Below are 18,043 nucleotides of genomic sequence, written 5' to 3' on the forward strand. Positions count from 1 at the left end.
GGTCACCGCGCGTAGAATGCGCGCGTGCATTGCTCCCATTTCACCGCCCGCCGCTGCCTCTCCTGCACCGAGCTGGCGACCGCCTATCCCGATCAGCTGAGCGCCAAGCAGCGGCATTGCGCCGGCCTGCTGTCGGCCTGGCCGCGCATCGATTGGTTGCCGCCTGTCGCGAGCGCCGAGTCCGGCTTTCGCAACAAGGCCAAGATGGTCGTCAGCGGCAGTGCGCGGCGGCCCGTGCTCGGCATACTCGGAGCCGATGGCAAGGGCGTCGATCTGCGCGATTGCGGCCTCTACTCGGCCTCGCTGCAGGCGAGCTTCGAGGCGATGGCCGATTTCATTCGCGACGCCGGCCTGACGCCTTACGACGTTGCCCAGCGCCGCGGCGAACTCAAGTTCCTGCTCGTCACCGAATCGCCCGATGGCGAGCTGATGCTGCGCCTGGTCATGCGGTCCGAGGCGCAGCTGCCGGCCCTGCGCGCCGGCCTGCCGGCGCTGCTGCAGCGGCTGCCGAAGCTCGCGGTGGTGTCGGTGAACCTGCAGCCCGAGCACAAGGCCGTGCTCGAAGGCGAGCGCGAGATTCTGCTGAGCGAACATGGCGACCTGCGCATGCCGGTCAACGATCGCGTGCTGCACCTGCGTCCGCAGAGTTTCTTCCAGACCCATACCGACATCGCCGCTGCGCTGTATCGCCAGGCACGCGATTGGGTCGAGGAGATCCGGCCCACGTCGATCTGGGATCTGTACTGCGGGGTCGGCGGCTTCGCGCTGCATTGCGCCGGACCGTGGCGCAAGGTCACCGGCATCGAGTTGAGCGCCGAGGCGATCGCGAGCGCGATCCGCAGCCGCGATGAGCTCGGGCTCGCGCGCATGGAGTTCATCGTCGGCGATGCGACTGACTACGTGCGCCAGGCGAGCGAGCGGCCGGATCTGGTCATCGTCAATCCGCCGCGCCGCGGCATCGGCGAGCCGCTCGCCAGGCTGCTCGACGAATCGCCCGCCGTGGAATCGGTGATCTATTCGAGCTGCAACGCCGAATCGCTCGCACGCGACCTGCGCTCGATGCCCGCGTTCGAGCCCGTGCGGGCACGGCTGCTCGACATGTTTCCGCACACCGGGCACTACGAGGTGATCGTGCTGCTGCGGCGTCGCGAGGTGTCGTCGACTTAGGGCTTGTTGTCGAGCAGCCAGCGCGCGGCGGCCAGGCCGGCGCGATGCCCGCTCGCGAAGCAGGCCGTCAGCAGATAGCCGCCGGTCGGCGCTTCCCAGTCGAGCATTTCGCCTGCGCAGAACAGTCCCGGTTGCGTGCGGCTCATGAGCGCGTCGTCGAGCGCATCGAGGCGCACGCCGCCGGCGCTGCTGATGGCTTCCTCGATCGGGCGCGTGCGCAGCAGCGTGAGCGGCAGGCGCTTGATCGTCTCGGCGGTGCGCTGCGCATCGCCCAGGCCGTCCTTGCCGAGCACTTCGAAGAGCAGGCCGACACGCAGCGCATCGAGGTGCGCGGCCCGGCGCAGGTGTTCGCTCATCGAGCGCTTGCCGCGCGGGCTCGCGATCGCGCGTTGCAGTTCGGCGGCGCTGCGCTGCGGCGCGAGATCGAGCACGAGCTGCACCGAGCCCTGCGCTTCGAGCAGATCGCGCAGGCCCGCCGACAGCGCATAGAGCAGCCCGCCTTCGAGCCCCTGCGCGGTGATCATGAGCTCGCCCTGCTGAGACTGCTCGACGCCGCTCGCATCGCGGTAGCGCGCGGCCACGGGCTTGATCGGCGCGCCTGCGAAGCGCGTCGAGAAGTGCTCGCTCCAGTCCACTTCGAAACCGCAGTTCGCGGGCCGCAGCGCCCGAATCGGCAGGCCTTGCAGCCAGCCGGTCCAGCGGCCGTTCGAGCCGAGCTCCGGCCAGCTCGCGCCGCCGAGCGCGAGCAGCACCGCGTCCGCTTGCGCGAGGTGCTCGCCCGCGCTCGTGCGCAGGCTCAGCTCGTAGCCGTCGGCGAGCGCGCGCAAGCCGGTGCAGTCGTGCTCGACGTGAAAGCGCACGCCCTGAGCGCGCAGCCGGCGCACCCAACCGCGCAGCAGCGGAGCGGCTTTGAAATCGGCCGGAAACACGCGGCCCGAGCTGCCGACGAGGGTCTCGACGCCGAGGCCGCGAGCCCACTCGCGCAGGGCCTGCGCGTCGAAGCCGTCGAGCCAGCGGCCGACGGTTTCACGCTGCCCGTAATAGCGCGAATCGAACGCGGGCCGCGGCTCCGAATGCGTGAGGTTGAGCCCGCCCTTGCCGGCGATCAGGAACTTGCGGCCGACCGAGCCCATGCGCTCGTAGAGATCGACCTCGATGCCCTGCGCACGCGCGACCTCGGCGGCCATGAGGCCGGCCGGGCCTCCGCCGACGATGGCGAGGCTGGGGGTTTTCGAAGCGGGGACGGGCATGGCAGCCGATTATCGCCGATCGCCGCCGGGCGCTGGCTTCGCGCTCCGCGTGAATTCATCGGATGGCGCTAGGCTGCGCCGCACGACCCGCGCTTCGAGAGCCGCCATGATCCGCACGATGACCGCGACGCTGCTGACCTGCCTGGCGCTGCCTGCATTCGCGACGCCGCCGCCCGACAATCCGCCGGCCATGCGCGCCGAGGCCCAGCCGAGCCCGGCGCTCGGCATGGAAGGCTTCGCGTATCCGTTCCTGGTTCGCGGCTTCGCGTTCGAAACCCAGCGCCAGGGCCTGCAAATGGCGTACATGGACGTGGCACCGACCGGCAAGCCCAACGGTCGCACGGTCGTGCTGCTGCACGGCAAGAACTTCTGCGCCGCGACCTGGGAGGCGCAGATGCGCTCGCTGCTGGCGGCGGGCTACCGCGTGGTGGCGCCCGACCAGATCGGCTTCTGCAAATCGAGCAAGCCGGCGAGCTATCAGTACAGCCTCGCGCAGCTCGCGGCGAATACGCATGCGCTGACGCAGAAGCTCGGCCTGCAGCGCATCACGCTGATCGGCCATTCGATGGGCGGCATGCTCGCGATGCGCTATGCGCTGATGTATCCGCAGCAGCTCGAAAAGCTTGTGCTCGTGAACCCGATCGGGCTCGAAGACTGGCTGGCCGAAGGCGTGCCGTACCTGGGCATCGACGCGTACTACGAGAAAGAGCTCAAGACCAGCGCCGAGAGCATCAAGCAGTATCAGCTGAAGACCTACTACGACGGCAAATGGAAGCCCGAGTACGACCGCTGGGTGCGGATGCTCGCGGATCAGTACGACGGCGTGGACGGCAAGCTCACGGCCTGGAACCAGGCGCTGACCACCGACATGCTGCTCACGCAGCCCGTGATCCGCGAGATCGATCGCATTCGCGTGCCGACGCTGCTGATGATCGGCCAGCGCGACAACACCGCCATCGGCAAGGACGCGGCGCCGGCGTCGGTGGCGAAGCGGCTCGGCCAATACCCGAAGCTCGGACGCGAGGCCGCGCAGCGCATCGCGGGCTCGGAGCTCGTGAGCTTCGACGATCTCGGCCACTCGCCGCAGGTGCAGGATGCGGCGCGCTTCGATGCGGAGCTGCTCAAGCGACTGTGAGGCGGGCTCGCAGTGCCGCGACTCAGCTCAGATCGCCGTCGACGTAGAACCAACGCGCGTCCTCGCGCACGAAACGGCTGACTTCGTGCAGCCGCTGCGCGCTGCCGCCGCCGAGCTTGAACTTGGCGACGAACTCGACGATGGCCGTATCGCCGTGGCTCTCGTGGCGCAGAACCTTGAGTGCCAGCCATTTCGGCGGCGGCGTTTCGGCCGCCAGGTCGAGACTCGCCGGCCGCGTGCTCGCATGCCAGCTCGCGAGCAGATAAGGCTCGAGCCTGAGCACGTAGGCGCTGTAGCGCGAGCGCATGAGCGCTTCGGCCGTCGGCGCCGCGGCGCCCTGATGAAAAGGCTCGCAGCAGCGCGCGTAGAGGCGCTGCTCGTCGCAGGGGCATTTCATCCCGCGACGCTCGCGCCCGATACCAGGCGGAGCATCAGCGCCCGACCAGCGAGCGCGCGATGATCTCCTTCATGATCTCGCTGGTTCCGCCGTAGATGCGCTGGATGCGCGCGTCGGTCCAGTAGCGGCTGATCGGGTATTCGGTCATGTAGCCGTAGCCGCCGAACAGCTGCAGGCAGGCGTCGGTGACGCGGCCTTCGAGTTCGGTGGTGGCGAGCTTGGCCATCGCGCCGGTGACCGGGTCGAGCGTGCCTTCGGCGTATTGCGCCGCGCATTTTTCGATGAAGGCGCGATGCACTTCGATGTCGGTCTTCATCTTCGCGAGTTCGAAGCGCGTGTTCTGCAGGCTGGCGATGCTGGCACCGAAGGCCTTGCGCTGCGTGACGTAGTCGATGGTCTTGTCGAGCGCGCCCTGCGCATGCCAGACCGCGCTGATCGCCAGCGCCAGCCGCTCGCGTGGCAGCTCGTCGATCAAGTGGCCGAAGCCGCCGCCGACGCGCCCGAGCACCTCGCTCGCGTGGATGCGCAGGTTGTCGAAGAACAGCTCGCTGGTGTCGGCCGAATGCAGGCCGATCTTGTCGAGATTGCGACCGCGCTTGAAGCCCGGCAGCGCGGTGTCGACCGTGAACAGCGTGGTGCCCTTGGCGCCGGCCTTCGGATCGGTCTTGGTCGCCAGCACCACGACGCCGGCGTGCTGGCCGTTGGTGATGAAGGTCTTGCTGCCGTTGACGACGAAGTGATCGCCATCCGCGGTCGCGCTGGTCTTCATGCCCTGCAGGTCCGAGCCCGCGCCGGGCTCGGTCATGCCGATCGCGCCGATGCATTCGCCGCTCGCCATGCGCGGCAGGTACTTGCGCTTCTGCTCTTCGCTGCCCAGATGCAGGATGTACGGCGCGGCGATGTCCGAATGCACCGTGAGGTTCGACGCCAGCGCCAGAAAGCCCATGCGCGAGACTTCTTCGATCACCACCATCGAGAACGCGAACGGAGCGCCCGAGCCGCCGTATTCCTCGGGCTGGTCGACGCAGAGCAGGCCGTTGGCGCCGAGCGCCAGATACAGCTCCTTCGGAAAGATGCCCGCCTTTTCCCAGCTTTCGTAATGCGGCTCGACCTCGTCGGTCAGAAAGCGGCGCACGTTGTCGCGGAACAGATCGAGCTCTTCATTGCCGGCCGTCATCGTCTTCATCCTCCAGTCCAATAGCGAATGCAGCGATTATCGCGATGACGGCCCCGCGCGTCGCCCTTCGGATGGGTGGGGTGCAGTACGGTCTAGAGGCTTCGACTCAGCAGGCCAGTGGCAGGATCACGTAGGTGGTCGGATCTGAGCGTGCGGATCGGTAGCGCCAAGCTTGGCGAAATCCCGGCAGGCGGTGATATACAAGCGAAGTCTTCATGCGATCGGGGGATCGTGCATGCGGTGTTTCGTAGGGAGCCTCATCCGCACCGCCGTGCTCGCGAGCGTTCTGTTTGTGCAATCGACCGCCGCTTTCGCACTGGAGTTTCCTGAGCAGTTGGCTCCGGTTGCCGAAACCGATCGTGCAGATGTTCGCGTCGAGATGAAGCTCGCGGCGGATGGCAGGGTGCTGCGCGTGAAAGTGCTGTCGTCGAGTCAGCCCGAATTGGATAAGGAAGTGATCGAGACGCTGCGCGGATGGCACTTCTCCCCGCAGGTCAAGAATGGCGTGGATGTCGAGGCGACGGTGCTGCGTGGCTTCGTCTTTGCGGAGGGTGCGCCGGTTGATAGCGAGCCCAGGCTGTCGCAGTCGCCCGGGGCCTTGTCGTATCGACGAGGGGACCCGGAGCCGCAGCGGACTTATCCGATGCAGTCGATCTTCATCGAAGACGATCCGGCCGATACGCCCGTTGCACTGCCGAACGAGATCTGGCTCGGGTACTCCCTGAAGAGCGCGAGCGCAGAACGCAAACTGGGCCAGGGCGTGCTACTCGACGTGGTGACGGACGCTTCGGGAGCCGTGATGGCGGCCCGCGATGCGGGCAGTGCGCCGGCGATACTGTTGAAAAGGGCGCTGCCATCCGGCTTCTGGAGGAATGCTCGTTTTGAGCCTGGATATCGTGGAACTGCCCCAGTGGCGGCGCGAGTCCGTGTTCCCGTGCGTTTCTATCTGCCAACCAACCCGATGCGTCTCAAGGAGCCGGAGCATCCGCGAGAGATGAACGGTGTCGCAGGCAGGGTGGCGTTCAGACTCATCGTCGAGGCCGACGGGCAAGTTCACGACCTCAAGATCCTGGCTTCGACGGACCCGCGATTCGAAGCCAGCATCATCGAAGCCTTCAGCCAACGCCAAGAGCCAGCCGAGCGCCTCGGCAAGCCCGTGGCGATGTCGGTGGAGCTTCGATATACCTTTCGCCCTCGGTCGTAGAGCTTCGATTCCGGGCTCGAACGACCACGCCGCTGTACTCTCGGCGATCAGGCTCATCGCCACATGACGGTCAGGCAAAACGATCGCGGAGCTTGTTGACCCGGCACTCGGCCTCGATCAGACCGTCGCCGACCGGACCGGCGCTTCGGGCAGCGTCTTGTGCTTGTACTCGCACAGATCGACGATGCCGCAGCGTCCGCATTCGGGCTTGCGGGCCTTGCAGATATAGCGGCCGTGCAGGATCAGCCAGTGATGCGCATCGCGGGCGAATTCGTCGGCGGTGAACTTGACGAGCCGGTCTTCGACCTGGCGCACGTTGCTGCCGGGCGCCAGCCCGGTGCGGTTGGCGACGCGAAAGATGTGCGTGTCGACCGCGATGGTGTGTTCGCCGAACGCGGTGTTGAGCACCACGTTGGCGGTCTTGCGGCCGACGCCGGGCAGCTTCTCGAGCGATTCGCGATCGCGTGGCACTTCGCCGCCGTGCTCGCGCAGCAGGATCTCGCACAGCGCGATCACGTTCTTGGCCTTGGCATTGAACAGGCCGATGGTCTTGATGTGCTCGCGCAGGCCTTCGAGCCCGAGATCGAGGATTTTCTGCGGCGTGTTCGCGACCGGGAACAATCGCGCGGTGGCCTTGTTGACGCCGACGTCGGTGGCCTGCGCGGACAGCACCACGGCCACCAGCAGCTCGAACGGCGTGGTGTAGCGCAGCTCGGTGGTCGGGTGCGGGTTGGCTGCACGCAGGCGCTCATAGATCGCGCGGCGCTTGGCTGGGTTCATCGTGGCGGGCTTTCAGGTGACAAGCAGCGGTTCTGTCTCGGCAGGCGATTGTGGCAGTTCGCGGCGGGCCTTGTCGGTGTTCGCGGCCTGCGACGACGCGAGCTCCGAACGTGCGACAGCGGCCAGCGCGAGCGCCTGCACCGCGTTGAGCCGCGGATCGCAATGCGTCTGGTAGCGCAGCGGCAGGTCCTGCTCCGACAGTTGCTGCGGCCCGCCCGTGCATTCGGTGACGTTCTTGCCGGTCATCTCCAGGTGCAGGCCGCCGGCGTGGCTGCCCAGCGCACGATGCACTTCGAAGTAGCCGCGCACCTCTTCGGCGACACGCTCGAAAGGCCGCGTCTTGTAGCCGCCGGTCGCGGTTTGCGTGTTGCCGTGCATCGGATCGCAGATCCAGACCGCGGGCCGGCCTTCGCGTTGCAAGGCGCGCACGAGCGCAGGCAGCTGGTCGCGAACGCCATCGGCGCCCATGCGCGAGATCAGCGTGATGCGTCCGGGCTCGCGCCGCGGGTCGAGCACGTCGAGTACGCGCAGCAGTTCGTCGGGCGTCATCGAGGGCCCGCACTTGAGCCCGAGCGGGTTGGCGATGCCGCGGCAGAACTCCAGGTGCGCGCCGCCGAGCTGGCGCGTGCGATCGCCGATCCAGAGCAGGTGCGCGGAGCAGTCGTACCAGTCTCCGCTGACGCTGTCTCGATGCGTCGACGCGGCTTCGTACGGCAACAACAGCGCTTCGTGGCTCGTGTAGAGACGCGATTGCCTTGCGATGGAGGCTCCGTCGAGCGCGCGCAACAGGTTCAGCGTGATCGCCGATTGCTGGTAAGCGCGCAGCATGCGCTGCGGATCGGGCGCCCGGCTTTGGGCGTCGAAGGCCGGGCCGTTGACGATATCGCCGCGATAGCTCGGCAGTTCGACATCGCCGATCTTTTCGGCCGCGGACGAACGCGGCTTGGCGAACTGCCCGGCGATGCGACCCACCGTGACGACGGGCAAATGTGTGCTCAGTGCGATCGCCATTTCGCGCAGCGTGCGATGTGTATCGCGCAGGCTGCTGGCCGAGAATTCGGCGAAGGATTCGGCGCAGTCGCCGCCCTGCAACAACAGTGCTTCGCCATGGGCGACGCGAGCGAGCTGCGCTTTGAGCGCACGAACTTCATCGGCGAGCACGAGCGGAGGCAGCTGTCGCAGCTGCGCGATCACGCGCGCATGCGCATCGGCATCGGGATATTCGGGCGCCTGGCGAATCGGATGCGCCTTCCAGCTCTGCGGGTGCCAGGCGTCGGCGCCGCTGCCGGGTGATCGTCTTCGCGGCGTGGAAGCCGCGTCGGCGGCGGCGATCGAATCGCCGGTGATGACATCGTGGTCTAGATTGAACACTGCCTTTGCTCCAGGTGTGGAGCCGCTTCCGCGGTGGCAATCGTTCGAGATGAGTTCGTTGGAGCTCGGACCTCTGGAAACACGAAAGCCGCCTGTTCGGAGGCGGCTTTCGTTGAACAACGGAAATCAGCCGCCGGCTATCGATACGGGCGGTAGTACCAAAATCGTGCGGTGTGGGCGGCGAGGGCCGTCGGGTTCTTCATGGCGGCGCACAGGTTAGTCAGGCCTTCCGCAAACGGCAAGCGGAAATTCTTCATCGACGCGATAGCGAATGCGAATGCCGAAGATCGTGTCGGCCCATCACGGCGACTGCGCGTCCGAGAAGCCGCTCAGGATCTGGTAGCGAATGCTTTGATTGTCGGCCTGCAGCACCTTGAAGCGCGCATCGCGATAGCGGATTTCGGTCGGTGCTTTCGGGTCCAGCGTATAGCTCAGCGTCTGCTCGTAGCTCGGCAGGCTCAGGCTGTTGGCGTAGTCGCGATAGCGCAGCGTCAGCACGTCGCCGGCGCGGCCCTGATAGATCAGCTCGGATTTGAAGCCGCGCATCGTCGAGCCCGGGCCGAGATCGTATTTCACTGCCGGCTCCAGCGGCTGCTTGGAGCTGACGATGCCGAGGTTGCTGACGAGTACGTGATCGAGATCGCCATTGCGGTCGAGGTCGTAGAAGCAGGCGAAGCTCGACTCGATCGGCGTGCAATAGGCGCGTTCGCCGTCGACGTCGCGGGCGACGAGCCGCGTGCTGATGGCGACTCCGCGTCGCCCCGGAGCCGGCGGAATGCTCGCCCTGGTAAAGGCTTCGGGCGCCGACGTGTAGCGCGCCTGATCGAACATCACCTCGCCGATGCGCGCGGTTGCCGTTTCGCCGACACGGTAGCGGCCGCCTTCATGCGAATCGGAGACGTCGCGGATGGTGGTGCAGGCCGCGAGCGCGAAGCAGGCGGTCGATAAAGCCAGAAATCGTTTCATGGTTATGACTGCATCATCATGCGAGCGCCGCTCGCGGACTCCAGCTGCAGACCGCGACGGCGCCCGGGCGTTCAACGCTGGCGCGCACGCGCGAGTGCGGCCGCCACGGGATCGAGCGCGGCGCTCGGGCTCGGGCGCAAGCGGCGACGGCGCTCGGCGTCTTCGTCGGCCCAGTGCTTCAACCGCGCCTTGCGAGCCTCGTGGAGCGAACGGAATTCGCCGCTGCGCGTGCGCGGCAGCGGTAGCGCCGGTGCCTCTTCCATGACGATGCAATCGACCGGGCAGGGCGGAATGCAGAGCTCGCAGCCCGTGCACTGCGCTTCGATGATCGTGTGCATGAGATTGGCGGCGCCGACGATCGCATCGACCGGACAGGCCTGGATGCACTTGGTGCAGCCGATGCAATCGGCTTCGACGACGCGGGCGACGCGCGCCACGGGCCAGTCTTCGCCGCAATCCCGGTCGAGAGCCAGCGCGGGCTTCTGCAGCAGCGCGGCGAGCGCGGCGATGGTTTCGTCACCACCCGGCGGGCAGCGATTGAGTTCGGTCGCATCGCTTGCGAGCGCTTCGGCATACGGACGGCAGGCGTCGAAGCCGCAGCGCGTGCATTGCGTCTGCGGCAGCAGGGCGTCGATGGCGTCGGCTGTCGCGCCCATTCGTGTCGTTACTTGACGCGCATTCCGGGTTGCGCACCGGAGTCGGGCGACAGCAGGAACGGCGCGCCGCCTTCGGCGCTCGCGGCGAGCACCATGCCTTCACTCATGCCGAACTTCATCTTGCGTGGGGCGAGGTTGGCGACGCAGATCGTCAAGCGACCCACGAGCGTTTCGGGCGCATACGCGGACTTGATGCCCGCGAACACCTGGCGCTTGCCGAGTTCGCCGAGATCGAGCGTCAGACGCAGCAGCTTGTCGGCGCCTTCGACGTGATCGGCGGTTTCGATGCGGGCGATGCGCAGTTCGACCTTGGTGAAATCGTCGATCGAGATGGTGTTGTTTTCCGCTCCCCCGCTTGCGGGAGAGGGTGGTGCGGTAGCGCCGGGTGAGGGAGCGCTCTTGGCCGACTTCGCAACGCCGGCTTTGCCGGCGCCCCCCTCATCCTGGCCCTCTCCCCCCGCTGCGCGGGTGGAGATGGAAGTTTCGTTTGCCGGCGGCGCTTCTTCTGCGAGCATCGCGTCGATCGCCTTCTGCTCGATGCGCAGCGCGAGCGGCTGGTAGGCGTTGATCGGATGATCGAGCAGCGGGGTGGCCGCATCGGCCCACTGCAGCGGCGCGACGCCGAGAAACAGTTCGGCCTGCGCGGCGATCTTCGGCAGCAACGGCTTCAGATAAATCGTGATCTGGCGGAAGGCGTTCAAGAAGCTCGTGCAGACGCGATGCAGTTCGGTCGCACGCTCGGAATCCTTCGCCATCGTCCACGGCGCGAGGCGCTGGATTTCGGCGTTGGCGTCATCGGCCATCAGCATGATCTCGCGCACGGCGGCCGCGTAGTCACCGGCCTCGAACAGCCCGCGCAGGCGATCGGCTTCCTCCGCGAAGTCCTTGAACAAGGCATCGTCGTGCAACTGGTCGGCGAGCCGGCCGCCGAACAGCTTGTGAACGAAGCCCGCGCAGCGGCTCGCGATGTTCACGTACTTGCCGACGATGTCGCTGTCGATGCGCGCCTTGAAATCGGCGAGATCGAGATCGAGATCGTCGACGCCGCTGCCGAGCTTGGCGGCGAAGTAGTAGCGCAGATAATCCGAATCGAGATGCTTCAGATAGCTGCGCGCCTTGATGAAGGTGCCGCGGCTCTTGCTCATCTTGGCGCCGTTGACGGTCAGGTAACCGTTGACGTGCAGCTTGGTCGGCGTGCGGTGGCCCGAGCCTTCGAGCATCGCCGGCCAGAACAGGCCGTGGAAGTTGACGATGTCCTTGCCGATGAAGTGATGCAGTTCGGTGGTCGAGCCGGCGTTCCACCAATGGCCGAAGTCGAGATTCTGCTGCTCGCACCAGCGCGCGAAGCTGCCCATGTAGCCGATCGGCGCATCGAGCCAGACGTAGAAGAATTTGCCGGTCGTGCCCGGAATCGCGAAGCCGAAGTACGGCGCATCGCGCGAGACGTCCCAGTCCTTGAGGCCGGCCGCGAACCATTCCTTGAGCTTGGCGACGACGGACGGCTGCGCCACCTCGGCATCGCCGCCCTGCGATAGCCAGCCTTCGAGAAAGCCCTGGAACTTGCCGAGCTCGAAGAAGTAATGCTCGGAATCGCGCATCACCGGCGTCGCGCCCGAGACCACCGAGCGCGGGTTCTTGAGATCGGTCGGCGAATAGGCCTTGCCGCAGACTTCGCAGTTGTCGCCGTACTGGTCGGGCGAGCCGCAGTTGGGACATTCGCCCTTGATGTAGCGATCCGGCAGGAACATTTCGCGCGTCGGATCGTAGAGCTGCTGGATCGTGCGCGCGGCGATCACGCCTCGCTCCTTGAGGCGGCTCCAGATCAGCTCGCTGTAGCGCTGCGTCTCGGGCGAGTGCGTGCTGTGGTAGCAGTCGTGGATCACCGAGAAGTCGCGGAAATCCGCCTCGTGGCTGGTCTTGATCTCGGCGACGAAGGCCTCGGGCGCCACGCCGGCCTTCTCGGCCGCGAGCATGATCGGGGTTCCGTGCGCGTCCTCGCCGGCGACGAAGTGCACCTCGTGCCCGCACATGCGCTGGAAGCGCACCCAGATGTCGGTCTGGACATAGCCCACCATGTGGCCGAGGTGCAGCGGACCGTTGGCGTAGGGCAGGGCGTGGGTGACCAGGATTTGGCGCATGGCGGGGGCGTGGCGGCGGGCTTTGCGAAAGGGGTCGCGATTTTACACCTCGGGTGGTGACACGCCGCCTCGCCGTCCCGGTGCACGGGCGGAACGCGCGACCGCGTTGCGACTGGTGGAATGAATACTCAATAATGCTGAGTATCTTTCGACGCTGCCCGCCCGTGCCCGACTCCCATCCCCAGGCGCCCTCCGCGTTCTCCCTGCCCGCCGAGTTCAACGGCCACCTGGGCGTGCTGCTGACGCGCTGCCGCCAGCGGCTGATCGAGCGGCTCGACTCGATGCTCGAGTCCGATCGGCTCGGCATCCGCCACTTCGCGGTCGTCAGCCTGCTCGAGCGCGCCGAGGGGATCAGTCAGGTCCAGATCGGCGAGGCGATGGGTTATGACCGCACCACGACGATGAAACTCATTGACGAGCTGCAGCAGCGCGGCATGGTCGAGCGGCGGCGCCAGCACCGCGATCGCCGGGCCAACGCCATCGCCCTGACCGTCCAGGGACGGCAGTGGTGGGAATCGAAAAAGCCGCTCGTGATGGGGCAGGAGGCCTTGTTCATGGCGGCCCTGACACCGGGCGAGCAACTGCTGCTCAAGGAACTGCTGAGCCGGCTGGTGTACGGGCCGACGGCCAAAACGTCTTGAAACCGTTCATAGGGGATCGTCACCATGGCTGAACATTCGAGCTGGAGGCCTCGCCTCGCGGGCCTGTCGCTGCTGGCGGCTTCGCTGCTCGGCGCGCCGGCTGCCGTGCTCGCCCAGCAGGACACGGCGGCGCTGAGCCTCGCCGAGCTGATCGAGCGCGCACTGCAGAATTCGCCGGTCCAGGGCCTGGCCGACCGCGGGCTGGCGCTCGCCCAGGCGCAGCGCGACATCAGCCGCGGCGCGCTGCTGCCGCAGCTCGACCTGCAGGCCATGCAGGCGCGCCAGACCAGCAATCCGGCCGCCATGGGCTTCGAGTTTCCGGGGCTTCCGGAGCTCATCGGCCCGTTCTCGGTGTTCGATGCGCGCGTGCGCCTGTCGCAGAAGCTGCTCGATCTGTCGACGATGAGCGAAGTCAGCAGTCGCAACTTCGCGGTCGATGCGGCGCGCGCGCAGGTCGAAGTGCAGCGCGAGCAGCTCGCGGCCCAGGTGGCGGTGTCGTTCATTCGCGTGCTGGCCGGCGAGCAGGCGCTGGAGTCGGCCAAGGCCGATCTGGCGCTCGCCGAAGACCTGCTGGTGCAGGCGCGCGACCAGCGCCAGGCCGGCGTCGCGGCGGGCGTGGATGTATCGCGCTCCGAAACCGCGGTGGCGCAGGACCGCTACGCGGTGTCCGAAGCGCAGACCGCGATCGCGCAATCGCGCCTGCAATTGCAGCGGCTCGCGAGCCTGCCGATGGGCCAGGCGATCGTCTTGTCGGGTGACCTGAAAGCCGATGGCTCGCTCGCTCCAGGTGCCGACGACGCGCTCGCCGTGGCGCGCAGCGATCGCGCCGATCTGGCGCTGGTGCAGGCCCAGCTCAAGCAGGCCGAAGCCGCGCTGCAGGCGGCGCGGCGCCGGGTGTTGCCGACCGTTTCGGCCTTTGCCGACTATGGCCTGTCGGCCAACACGCCGAACAAGAACGAGCAGGACACCTACCGCTACGGCGCGCAGATCCAGATGCCGCTCTACGCGGGCGGTGCGGTCAGCGCCGGCAAAGCCGCGGCCGAGCTGCAGGTGGAGCAGCAGCGCCTGCGCCTCGACGACCTGCGCGAGCAGATCGAGCAGGACGTGCGCCTGGCCGTGGTCACGGTGGCCAACACGCGTGAGCAGATGGCCGCAGCCGAAGCGGCGCTGGCCTTCGCCGAGCGCGAGCTCGAACTCGCGCGCGACCGCTTTCTGAATGGCATCGCCAACAACGTCGATGTCGTCACCGCGCAGGCCAACCTCGCGCGGGCCCGCACGCAGGTGGTGTCCGCGCAGGCCGCGTACCAGCAGGCCCGCGTGAACCTCGCCTCCGCGCAGGGACATGCGCGGCAGTTCCGTCTTTGAGTTTCCCGAAACCATGAACGACAGCACCCCTCCGCAGAAAACCTCCAAAGCCCCGATCGCCATCGCGGTGCTCGCGGCCGCCGCCATCGGTGCCGGCATCTGGTGGTGGACTTCGCGCGGCTACGAATCCACCGACGACGCCTTCATCCAGGCCGACGTGACGATGGTCGCGCCGCGCGTTTCGGGTACGGTGACCAAGGTCTACGTCAGCGACAACCAGATCGTCGCCGCAGGCGCGTTGCTGTTCGAGCTCGATGCCGAAGATTTCAAAGCCCGGCTGCGCCAGGCGCAGGCCAATCTCGCCGCCGCCAAGGCGCAGGCGCTGTCGGCGCAGGCCGATCTCGAGCTGACGCGCACGCGCGCTCCGGCCGGCGTGACGCAGGCGCAGGCGGGCCTCGCCGCGGCGCGCGCTCAAGCCGATCGGGCGAAATCCGACGTCACGCGCTACGAGGCGCTCTACGCCAAGGACGAAGTCTCCAAGCAGATTCTCGAACAGGCGCAGACCAACTACCGCGCGATGCGCGCGCAGGCCGATCAGGCCGTCGCCGCGCTGACCTCGGCCCGAACCACGCCCGAGCAGATCGCCGCCAAGGAAGCGCAGCTCGCGAGCGCGCAGGCCGCCGAGGCGCAGGCGCAGGCCGCGGTCGACCAGAGCGCACTGCAGCTCGGCTACACGCAGGTCAAGGCGCCGAGCGCGGGCCGCGTCACGCGCAAGAACGTGCAGCTGGGTTCGCAGTTGCAGGCCGGCGCGCCGGTGCTCGCGCTGGTCGGCAACGCGCCCTGGATCGTCGCCAACTTCAAGGAAACGCAGCTCGAGCATCTGCGCGTCGGCCAGCCGGTGGACGTGAAGGTCGATGCGTATCCGGGCCAGCATTTCACCGCGCGCGTGCAAAGCCTGCAGGCCGGAACCGGCTCGGCCTTCAGCCTGCTGCCGGCCGAGAACGCCACCGGCAATTTCGTCAAGGTGGTGCAGCGCGTACCGGTGAAGCTGGTGTTCGATCCGGCGCCCGACGCGGCGCTGCATCTGGCTCCGGGCATGTCGGTGGTGCCGCGCGTGGACGTGCGGCACGAAGATGGAACCCGGCTGGCCGCCGCGCAGTGAGGCAACCCGCTGCCGCCGCGTGGAACCCACGGCCGAAGCTGCTCGCGGCGGTGGTCGGCTTCGCTGCGTTCATGGAGGTGCTCGACACCTCCATCGCCAATGTTTCGCTGGCGCACATCGGCGGCTCGCTGTCGGCGAGCCAGGACGAGGCGACCTGGGTGCTGACCTCGTATCTGGTCGCCAACGCCATCATCCTGCCGATGACGGGCTGGCTCGCGAACAGCATCGGCCGGCGCCGCTACTACATCCTCTCGATCATCCTGTTCACGCTGGCCTCGGTGCTTTGCGGGCTGGCGCCGTCGCTGCCGGTGCTGATCGCCGCGCGCATCCTGCAGGGGCTCGCGGGCGGTGCGCTGCAGCCGGTTTCGCAGGCGATCCTGGCCGATGCGTTTCCACCCGAGAAACGCGGCGCCTCGATGGCGATCTATGGCATGGCGATCGTCTGCGGGCCCGCCATCGGCCCGCCGCTCGGCGGCTTCATCACCGACAGCTACAGCTGGCACTGGATCTTCCTGGTCAACGCGCCGATCGGCCTGCTGCTCGCGTTCGCCGCGATGCGCCTCGTGCACGATTCGCCGGCGCAGCTCGAAGCGCAGCGCCGCCGGCGCGAAGAGCCGTTTTCGGTCGACTATTTCGGCTTCGCGCTGATCGCCATCGGCATGGGCGCGATGCAGGTCATGTTCGACAAGGGCCAGCAGGAAGACTGGTTCGATTCGGCGTTCATCCGCGGCTGCCTGACGGTCTGCGTGGCCGCGCTGGCGACGCTGGTCTGGTGGGAGCTTCGCCACCCGCATCCGATCATCAACCTGCGCCTGTTCCGCAATCGCAATTTCGTCGCGGCCAACGTGCTGATCTTCGGCGTCGGCGTGGTGATGTTCGGGGCCATCGTGCTGTTGCCGCAGTTCGCGCAGTCGGTGCTCGGCTATTCGGCGATGGACGCGGGCCTGGTGATGTCGCCGGGCTCCCTTCTGCTGATCCTGCTGATGCCGCTCGGGGCCCGGCTGGCCGCCAAGCTTGATCCGCGGCTGATGGTCTGCCTGGGCTTCGTCTCGACCGGCATCGCCATGATCGTCAGCGCTCACTACATGAGCGCATCGGCCTCGCAGGGACAGATGGTGATGTTGCGCTGCCTGCAGAGCTTCGGCATGGCGTTCCTGATGGTGCCGATCAACGTGCTCGCCTACGTCGGCCTGCCGCCGACCGAAGGCGGCAACGCGGCCGCGCTGATCAATCTCATGCGCAACATCGGGTCGAGCGTCGGCATCTCGCTCGCGGTGACCTGGCTTGCGCGCGGAATGCAGCTGCATCAGTCGCAGCTGGTCGATCGCGTGAGCGTGCTGGACCCGGCGTATCAGCAGACGATGGCCGCCATGAACGGAAGCTTCGACACGGTCTCCGCCCAGGCGGTGATCGCCGGCCAGGTTGCGCAGCAGGCGGCGCTGTTGAGCTATGCGGACGATTTCTACTTCTTCGGCGCTGTTGCGCTGCTGATCGCGCCGCTGATCTGGATGTCCAAGCGGCCGCCGGCCGGGGCGGTGGCGCCGCCTCCGGAAGCTCACTGAGCTAGACTCGGCGCCCGCTTTTTCGGGTTTTTTTCAGGGCGCCGCATGTCTCAGGTTCATCAGCAGCTGCAATCCGCACTCTCCTCGTTCGTCGACCCGCTGATCGGGCGTGACCTGATGTCGGCCGGCGTGTTGCGCCGTACCGAGATCGCGGGAAAGCGGGCGCTGATCGACCTGGAGCTCGGCTTTCCGGCGCAGCGCCACGAACAGGCCTTGCGCACCGCGCTGGCGGCGCACGTACAGCAGGCGACCGGGCTCGACGCGCAAGTCACGGTGCGCTGGAAAGTGAGCGCGCACGCGGTACAAAGCAATCTTCAGCCGCTCGCGCAGATTCGCAACATCATCGCCATCGCGAGCGGCAAGGGCGGTGTCGGCAAGTCCACCGTCGCGGTCAACTTCGCGCTCGCGCTGCAGGCCGCGGGTGCGCGCGTCGGCCTGCTCGATGCCGATATCTACGGCCCGAGCCAGCCGCGCATGCTCGGCAGTTCGGCGCGCCCGAGCTCGCCGGACGGCAAGATCATGAACCCGGTCGTCGCGCACGGACTGCAGGCGATGAGCATCGGCTTTCTGGTCGACGACACCCAGCCGACGATCTGGCGCGGACCGATGGTCACCTCGGCGCTCATGCAGCTGCTGACGGAGACGCGCTGGCAGGATCTGGACTATCTGATCATCGACATGCCGCCGGGTACCGGCGACATCGCGCTGACGCTGTCGCAGCGCATTCCGCTGTCGGGCGCGGTGGTGGTGACCACGCCGCAGGACATTGCGCTGCTCGATGCGCGCAAGGGCCTCGAGATGTTCAAGAAGGTCAACGTTTCGGTGCTCGGCGTGGTCGAGAACATGAGCGTGTTCTGCTGCCCGAATTGCGGCCATCAGACCGCGGTGTTCGGCACCGGCGGTGGCGACAGGCTTGCGCAGGACACCGGCGTCGAAGTGCTCGGCCGCCTGCCGCTGGACGCGCGCATTCGCGAACTCGCCGACAGCGGCAACCCGACCGTCGCCGCGGAGCCGGATTCCGATGCGGCCAAGCTTTATGGCGAGATCGCCTTGCGGGCGGTGGCACGGCTCGCGCACGGAGCGGTCGAGGCGTTTCCGAGCATCGAGATGTCGGACGACTGAGGCGCTCTTC

15 protein-coding genes and 1 pseudogene are annotated in these 18,043 nt (G+C 67.2%); 8 read left to right on the forward strand and 8 right to left on the reverse strand.

Annotation, left to right across the window (positions count from 1 at the left end; all coding sequences use genetic code 11):
• Positions 1-24: 24 nt before the first annotated feature.
• Entirely contained in the window at positions 25-1,167 is a 1,143-nt protein-coding gene (rlmC, locus tag WQQ_RS15605) for a 23S rRNA (uracil(747)-C(5))-methyltransferase RlmC (protein WP_007186187.1), read from the forward strand.
• Here the strand turns inward: rlmC and WQQ_RS15610 are convergent.
• Positions 1,164-2,417 (reverse strand): TIGR03862 family flavoprotein, encoded by a 1,254-nt coding sequence (locus tag WQQ_RS15610; protein ID WP_007186188.1) that lies wholly within the window; start codon positions 2,415-2,417, stop codon positions 1,164-1,166. The genes rlmC and WQQ_RS15610 overlap by 4 nt on opposite strands.
• Before the next feature lie 106 nt (positions 2,418-2,523).
• Here WQQ_RS15610 and WQQ_RS15615 point away from each other — a divergent pair, with 106 nt between their 5' ends.
• On the forward strand, positions 2,524-3,552 hold the full coding sequence (locus WQQ_RS15615) for an alpha/beta fold hydrolase (RefSeq protein ID WP_007186189.1): 1,029 nt from the start codon (positions 2,524-2,526) through the stop codon (positions 3,550-3,552).
• 22 nt (positions 3,553-3,574) lie between these two features.
• Here the strand turns inward: WQQ_RS15615 and WQQ_RS15620 are convergent, their stop codons facing one another.
• Together WQQ_RS15620 and WQQ_RS15625 are read right to left on the reverse strand one after the other, a co-directional pair.
• Positions 3,575-3,949, reverse strand: coding sequence for a YchJ family protein (locus tag WQQ_RS15620; RefSeq protein ID WP_007186190.1), 375 nt, complete (start codon positions 3,947-3,949; stop codon positions 3,575-3,577).
• A gap of 34 nt (positions 3,950-3,983) precedes the next feature.
• Positions 3,984-5,135 (reverse strand): acyl-CoA dehydrogenase family protein, encoded by a 1,152-nt coding sequence (locus WQQ_RS15625; protein ID WP_007186191.1) that lies wholly within the window; start codon positions 5,133-5,135, stop codon positions 3,984-3,986.
• Between the two features lie 226 nt (positions 5,136-5,361).
• On the opposite strand from WQQ_RS15625, the gene WQQ_RS15630 reads away from it, so the two are divergent.
• Positions 5,362-6,330, forward strand: coding sequence for a TonB family protein (locus tag WQQ_RS15630; RefSeq protein ID WP_040454235.1), 969 nt, complete (start codon positions 5,362-5,364; stop codon positions 6,328-6,330).
• Positions 6,331-6,447: 117 nt separating this feature from the next.
• Here WQQ_RS15630 and nth read toward each other — a convergent pair whose 3' ends face one another.
• From nth to metG, 5 genes and pseudogenes are all read right to left on the reverse strand, one after another.
• Positions 6,448-7,110 carry an endonuclease III gene (gene nth / locus WQQ_RS15635; protein WP_007186193.1) on the reverse strand — a complete coding sequence of 221 codons (663 nt, stop codon included), beginning with the start codon at positions 7,108-7,110 and terminating at the stop codon, positions 6,448-6,450.
• 12 nt (positions 7,111-7,122) lie between these two features.
• Positions 7,123-8,601, reverse strand: coding sequence for a 3-deoxy-7-phosphoheptulonate synthase class II (locus WQQ_RS15640; protein ID WP_007186194.1), 1,479 nt, complete (start codon positions 8,599-8,601; stop codon positions 7,123-7,125).
• A gap of 180 nt (positions 8,602-8,781) precedes the next feature.
• On the reverse strand, positions 8,782-9,447 hold the full coding sequence (locus tag WQQ_RS15645) for a hypothetical protein (RefSeq protein ID WP_007186196.1): 666 nt from the start codon (positions 9,445-9,447) through the stop codon (positions 8,782-8,784).
• A 71-nt stretch (positions 9,448-9,518) separates the two neighbouring features.
• On the reverse strand, positions 9,519-10,103 hold the full coding sequence (locus WQQ_RS15650; RefSeq protein WP_007186197.1) for an RnfABCDGE type electron transport complex subunit B: 585 nt from the start codon (positions 10,101-10,103) through the stop codon (positions 9,519-9,521).
• A gap of 8 nt (positions 10,104-10,111) precedes the next feature.
• Positions 10,112-12,259: pseudogene (gene metG / locus WQQ_RS15655) on the reverse strand (methionine--tRNA ligase); the annotation flags it as partial.
• 116 nt (positions 12,260-12,375) lie between these two features.
• On the opposite strand from metG, the gene WQQ_RS23160 reads away from it, so the two are divergent.
• From WQQ_RS23160 to apbC, 5 genes are read left to right on the forward strand one after another with little or no spacing between them, the layout of a single operon-like run.
• Positions 12,376-12,882, forward strand: a complete 507-nt coding sequence (locus WQQ_RS23160; RefSeq protein ID WP_007186199.1) for a MarR family winged helix-turn-helix transcriptional regulator — start codon at positions 12,376-12,378, stop codon at positions 12,880-12,882.
• A gap of 24 nt (positions 12,883-12,906) precedes the next feature.
• Entirely contained in the window at positions 12,907-14,247 is a 1,341-nt protein-coding gene (locus WQQ_RS15665) for a TolC family protein (RefSeq protein WP_007186200.1), read from the forward strand.
• Positions 14,248-14,260: 13 nt separating this feature from the next.
• Positions 14,261-15,349: an HlyD family secretion protein gene (locus WQQ_RS15670; RefSeq protein ID WP_007186201.1), complete on the forward strand. Its 1,089-nt coding sequence runs from the start codon at positions 14,261-14,263 to the stop codon at positions 15,347-15,349.
• Positions 15,346-16,911 (forward strand): DHA2 family efflux MFS transporter permease subunit, encoded by a 1,566-nt coding sequence (locus WQQ_RS15675; RefSeq protein ID WP_202800673.1) that lies wholly within the window; start codon positions 15,346-15,348, stop codon positions 16,909-16,911. The genes WQQ_RS15670 and WQQ_RS15675 overlap by 4 nt, the downstream gene beginning before the upstream one ends.
• A gap of 45 nt (positions 16,912-16,956) precedes the next feature.
• Positions 16,957-18,033 carry an iron-sulfur cluster carrier protein ApbC gene (gene apbC / locus WQQ_RS15680; RefSeq protein ID WP_007186203.1) on the forward strand — a complete coding sequence of 359 codons (1,077 nt, stop codon included), beginning with the start codon at positions 16,957-16,959 and terminating at the stop codon, positions 18,031-18,033.
• Positions 18,034-18,043 lie beyond the last annotated feature (10 nt).

This window comes from Hydrocarboniphaga effusa AP103, from assembly GCF_000271305.1.
GTDB classification, from domain to species: Bacteria; Pseudomonadota; Gammaproteobacteria; order Nevskiales; family Nevskiaceae; genus Hydrocarboniphaga; species Hydrocarboniphaga effusa.

Excerpts from the sequence above, each read along its gene's own strand:
- apbC (WP_007186203.1), top strand. The coding sequence starts at position 16,957 with ATGTCTCAGGTTCATCAGCAGCTGCAATCCGCACTCTCCTCGTTCGTC.
- WQQ_RS15610 (WP_007186188.1), bottom strand. The coding sequence starts at position 2,417 with ATGCCCGTCCCCGCTTCGAAAACCCCCAGCCTCGCCATCGTCGGCGGA.
- WQQ_RS15630 (WP_040454235.1), top strand. The coding sequence starts at position 5,362 with ATGCGGTGTTTCGTAGGGAGCCTCATCCGCACCGCCGTGCTCGCGAGC.
- WQQ_RS15645 (WP_007186196.1), bottom strand. The coding sequence starts at position 9,447 with ATGAAACGATTTCTGGCTTTATCGACCGCCTGCTTCGCGCTCGCGGCC.
- WQQ_RS15615 (WP_007186189.1), top strand. The coding sequence starts at position 2,524 with ATGATCCGCACGATGACCGCGACGCTGCTGACCTGCCTGGCGCTGCCT.
- nth (WP_007186193.1), bottom strand. The coding sequence starts at position 7,110 with ATGAACCCAGCCAAGCGCCGCGCGATCTATGAGCGCCTGCGTGCAGCC.
- WQQ_RS15625 (WP_007186191.1), bottom strand. The coding sequence starts at position 5,135 with ATGAAGACGATGACGGCCGGCAATGAAGAGCTCGATCTGTTCCGCGAC.
- WQQ_RS15670 (WP_007186201.1), top strand. The coding sequence starts at position 14,261 with ATGAACGACAGCACCCCTCCGCAGAAAACCTCCAAAGCCCCGATCGCC.
- WQQ_RS15650 (WP_007186197.1), bottom strand. The coding sequence starts at position 10,103 with ATGGGCGCGACAGCCGACGCCATCGACGCCCTGCTGCCGCAGACGCAA.
- WQQ_RS15665 (WP_007186200.1), top strand. The coding sequence starts at position 12,907 with ATGGCTGAACATTCGAGCTGGAGGCCTCGCCTCGCGGGCCTGTCGCTG.
- WQQ_RS15620 (WP_007186190.1), bottom strand. The coding sequence starts at position 3,949 with ATGAAATGCCCCTGCGACGAGCAGCGCCTCTACGCGCGCTGCTGCGAG.
- WQQ_RS23160 (WP_007186199.1), top strand. The coding sequence starts at position 12,376 with ATGCTGAGTATCTTTCGACGCTGCCCGCCCGTGCCCGACTCCCATCCC.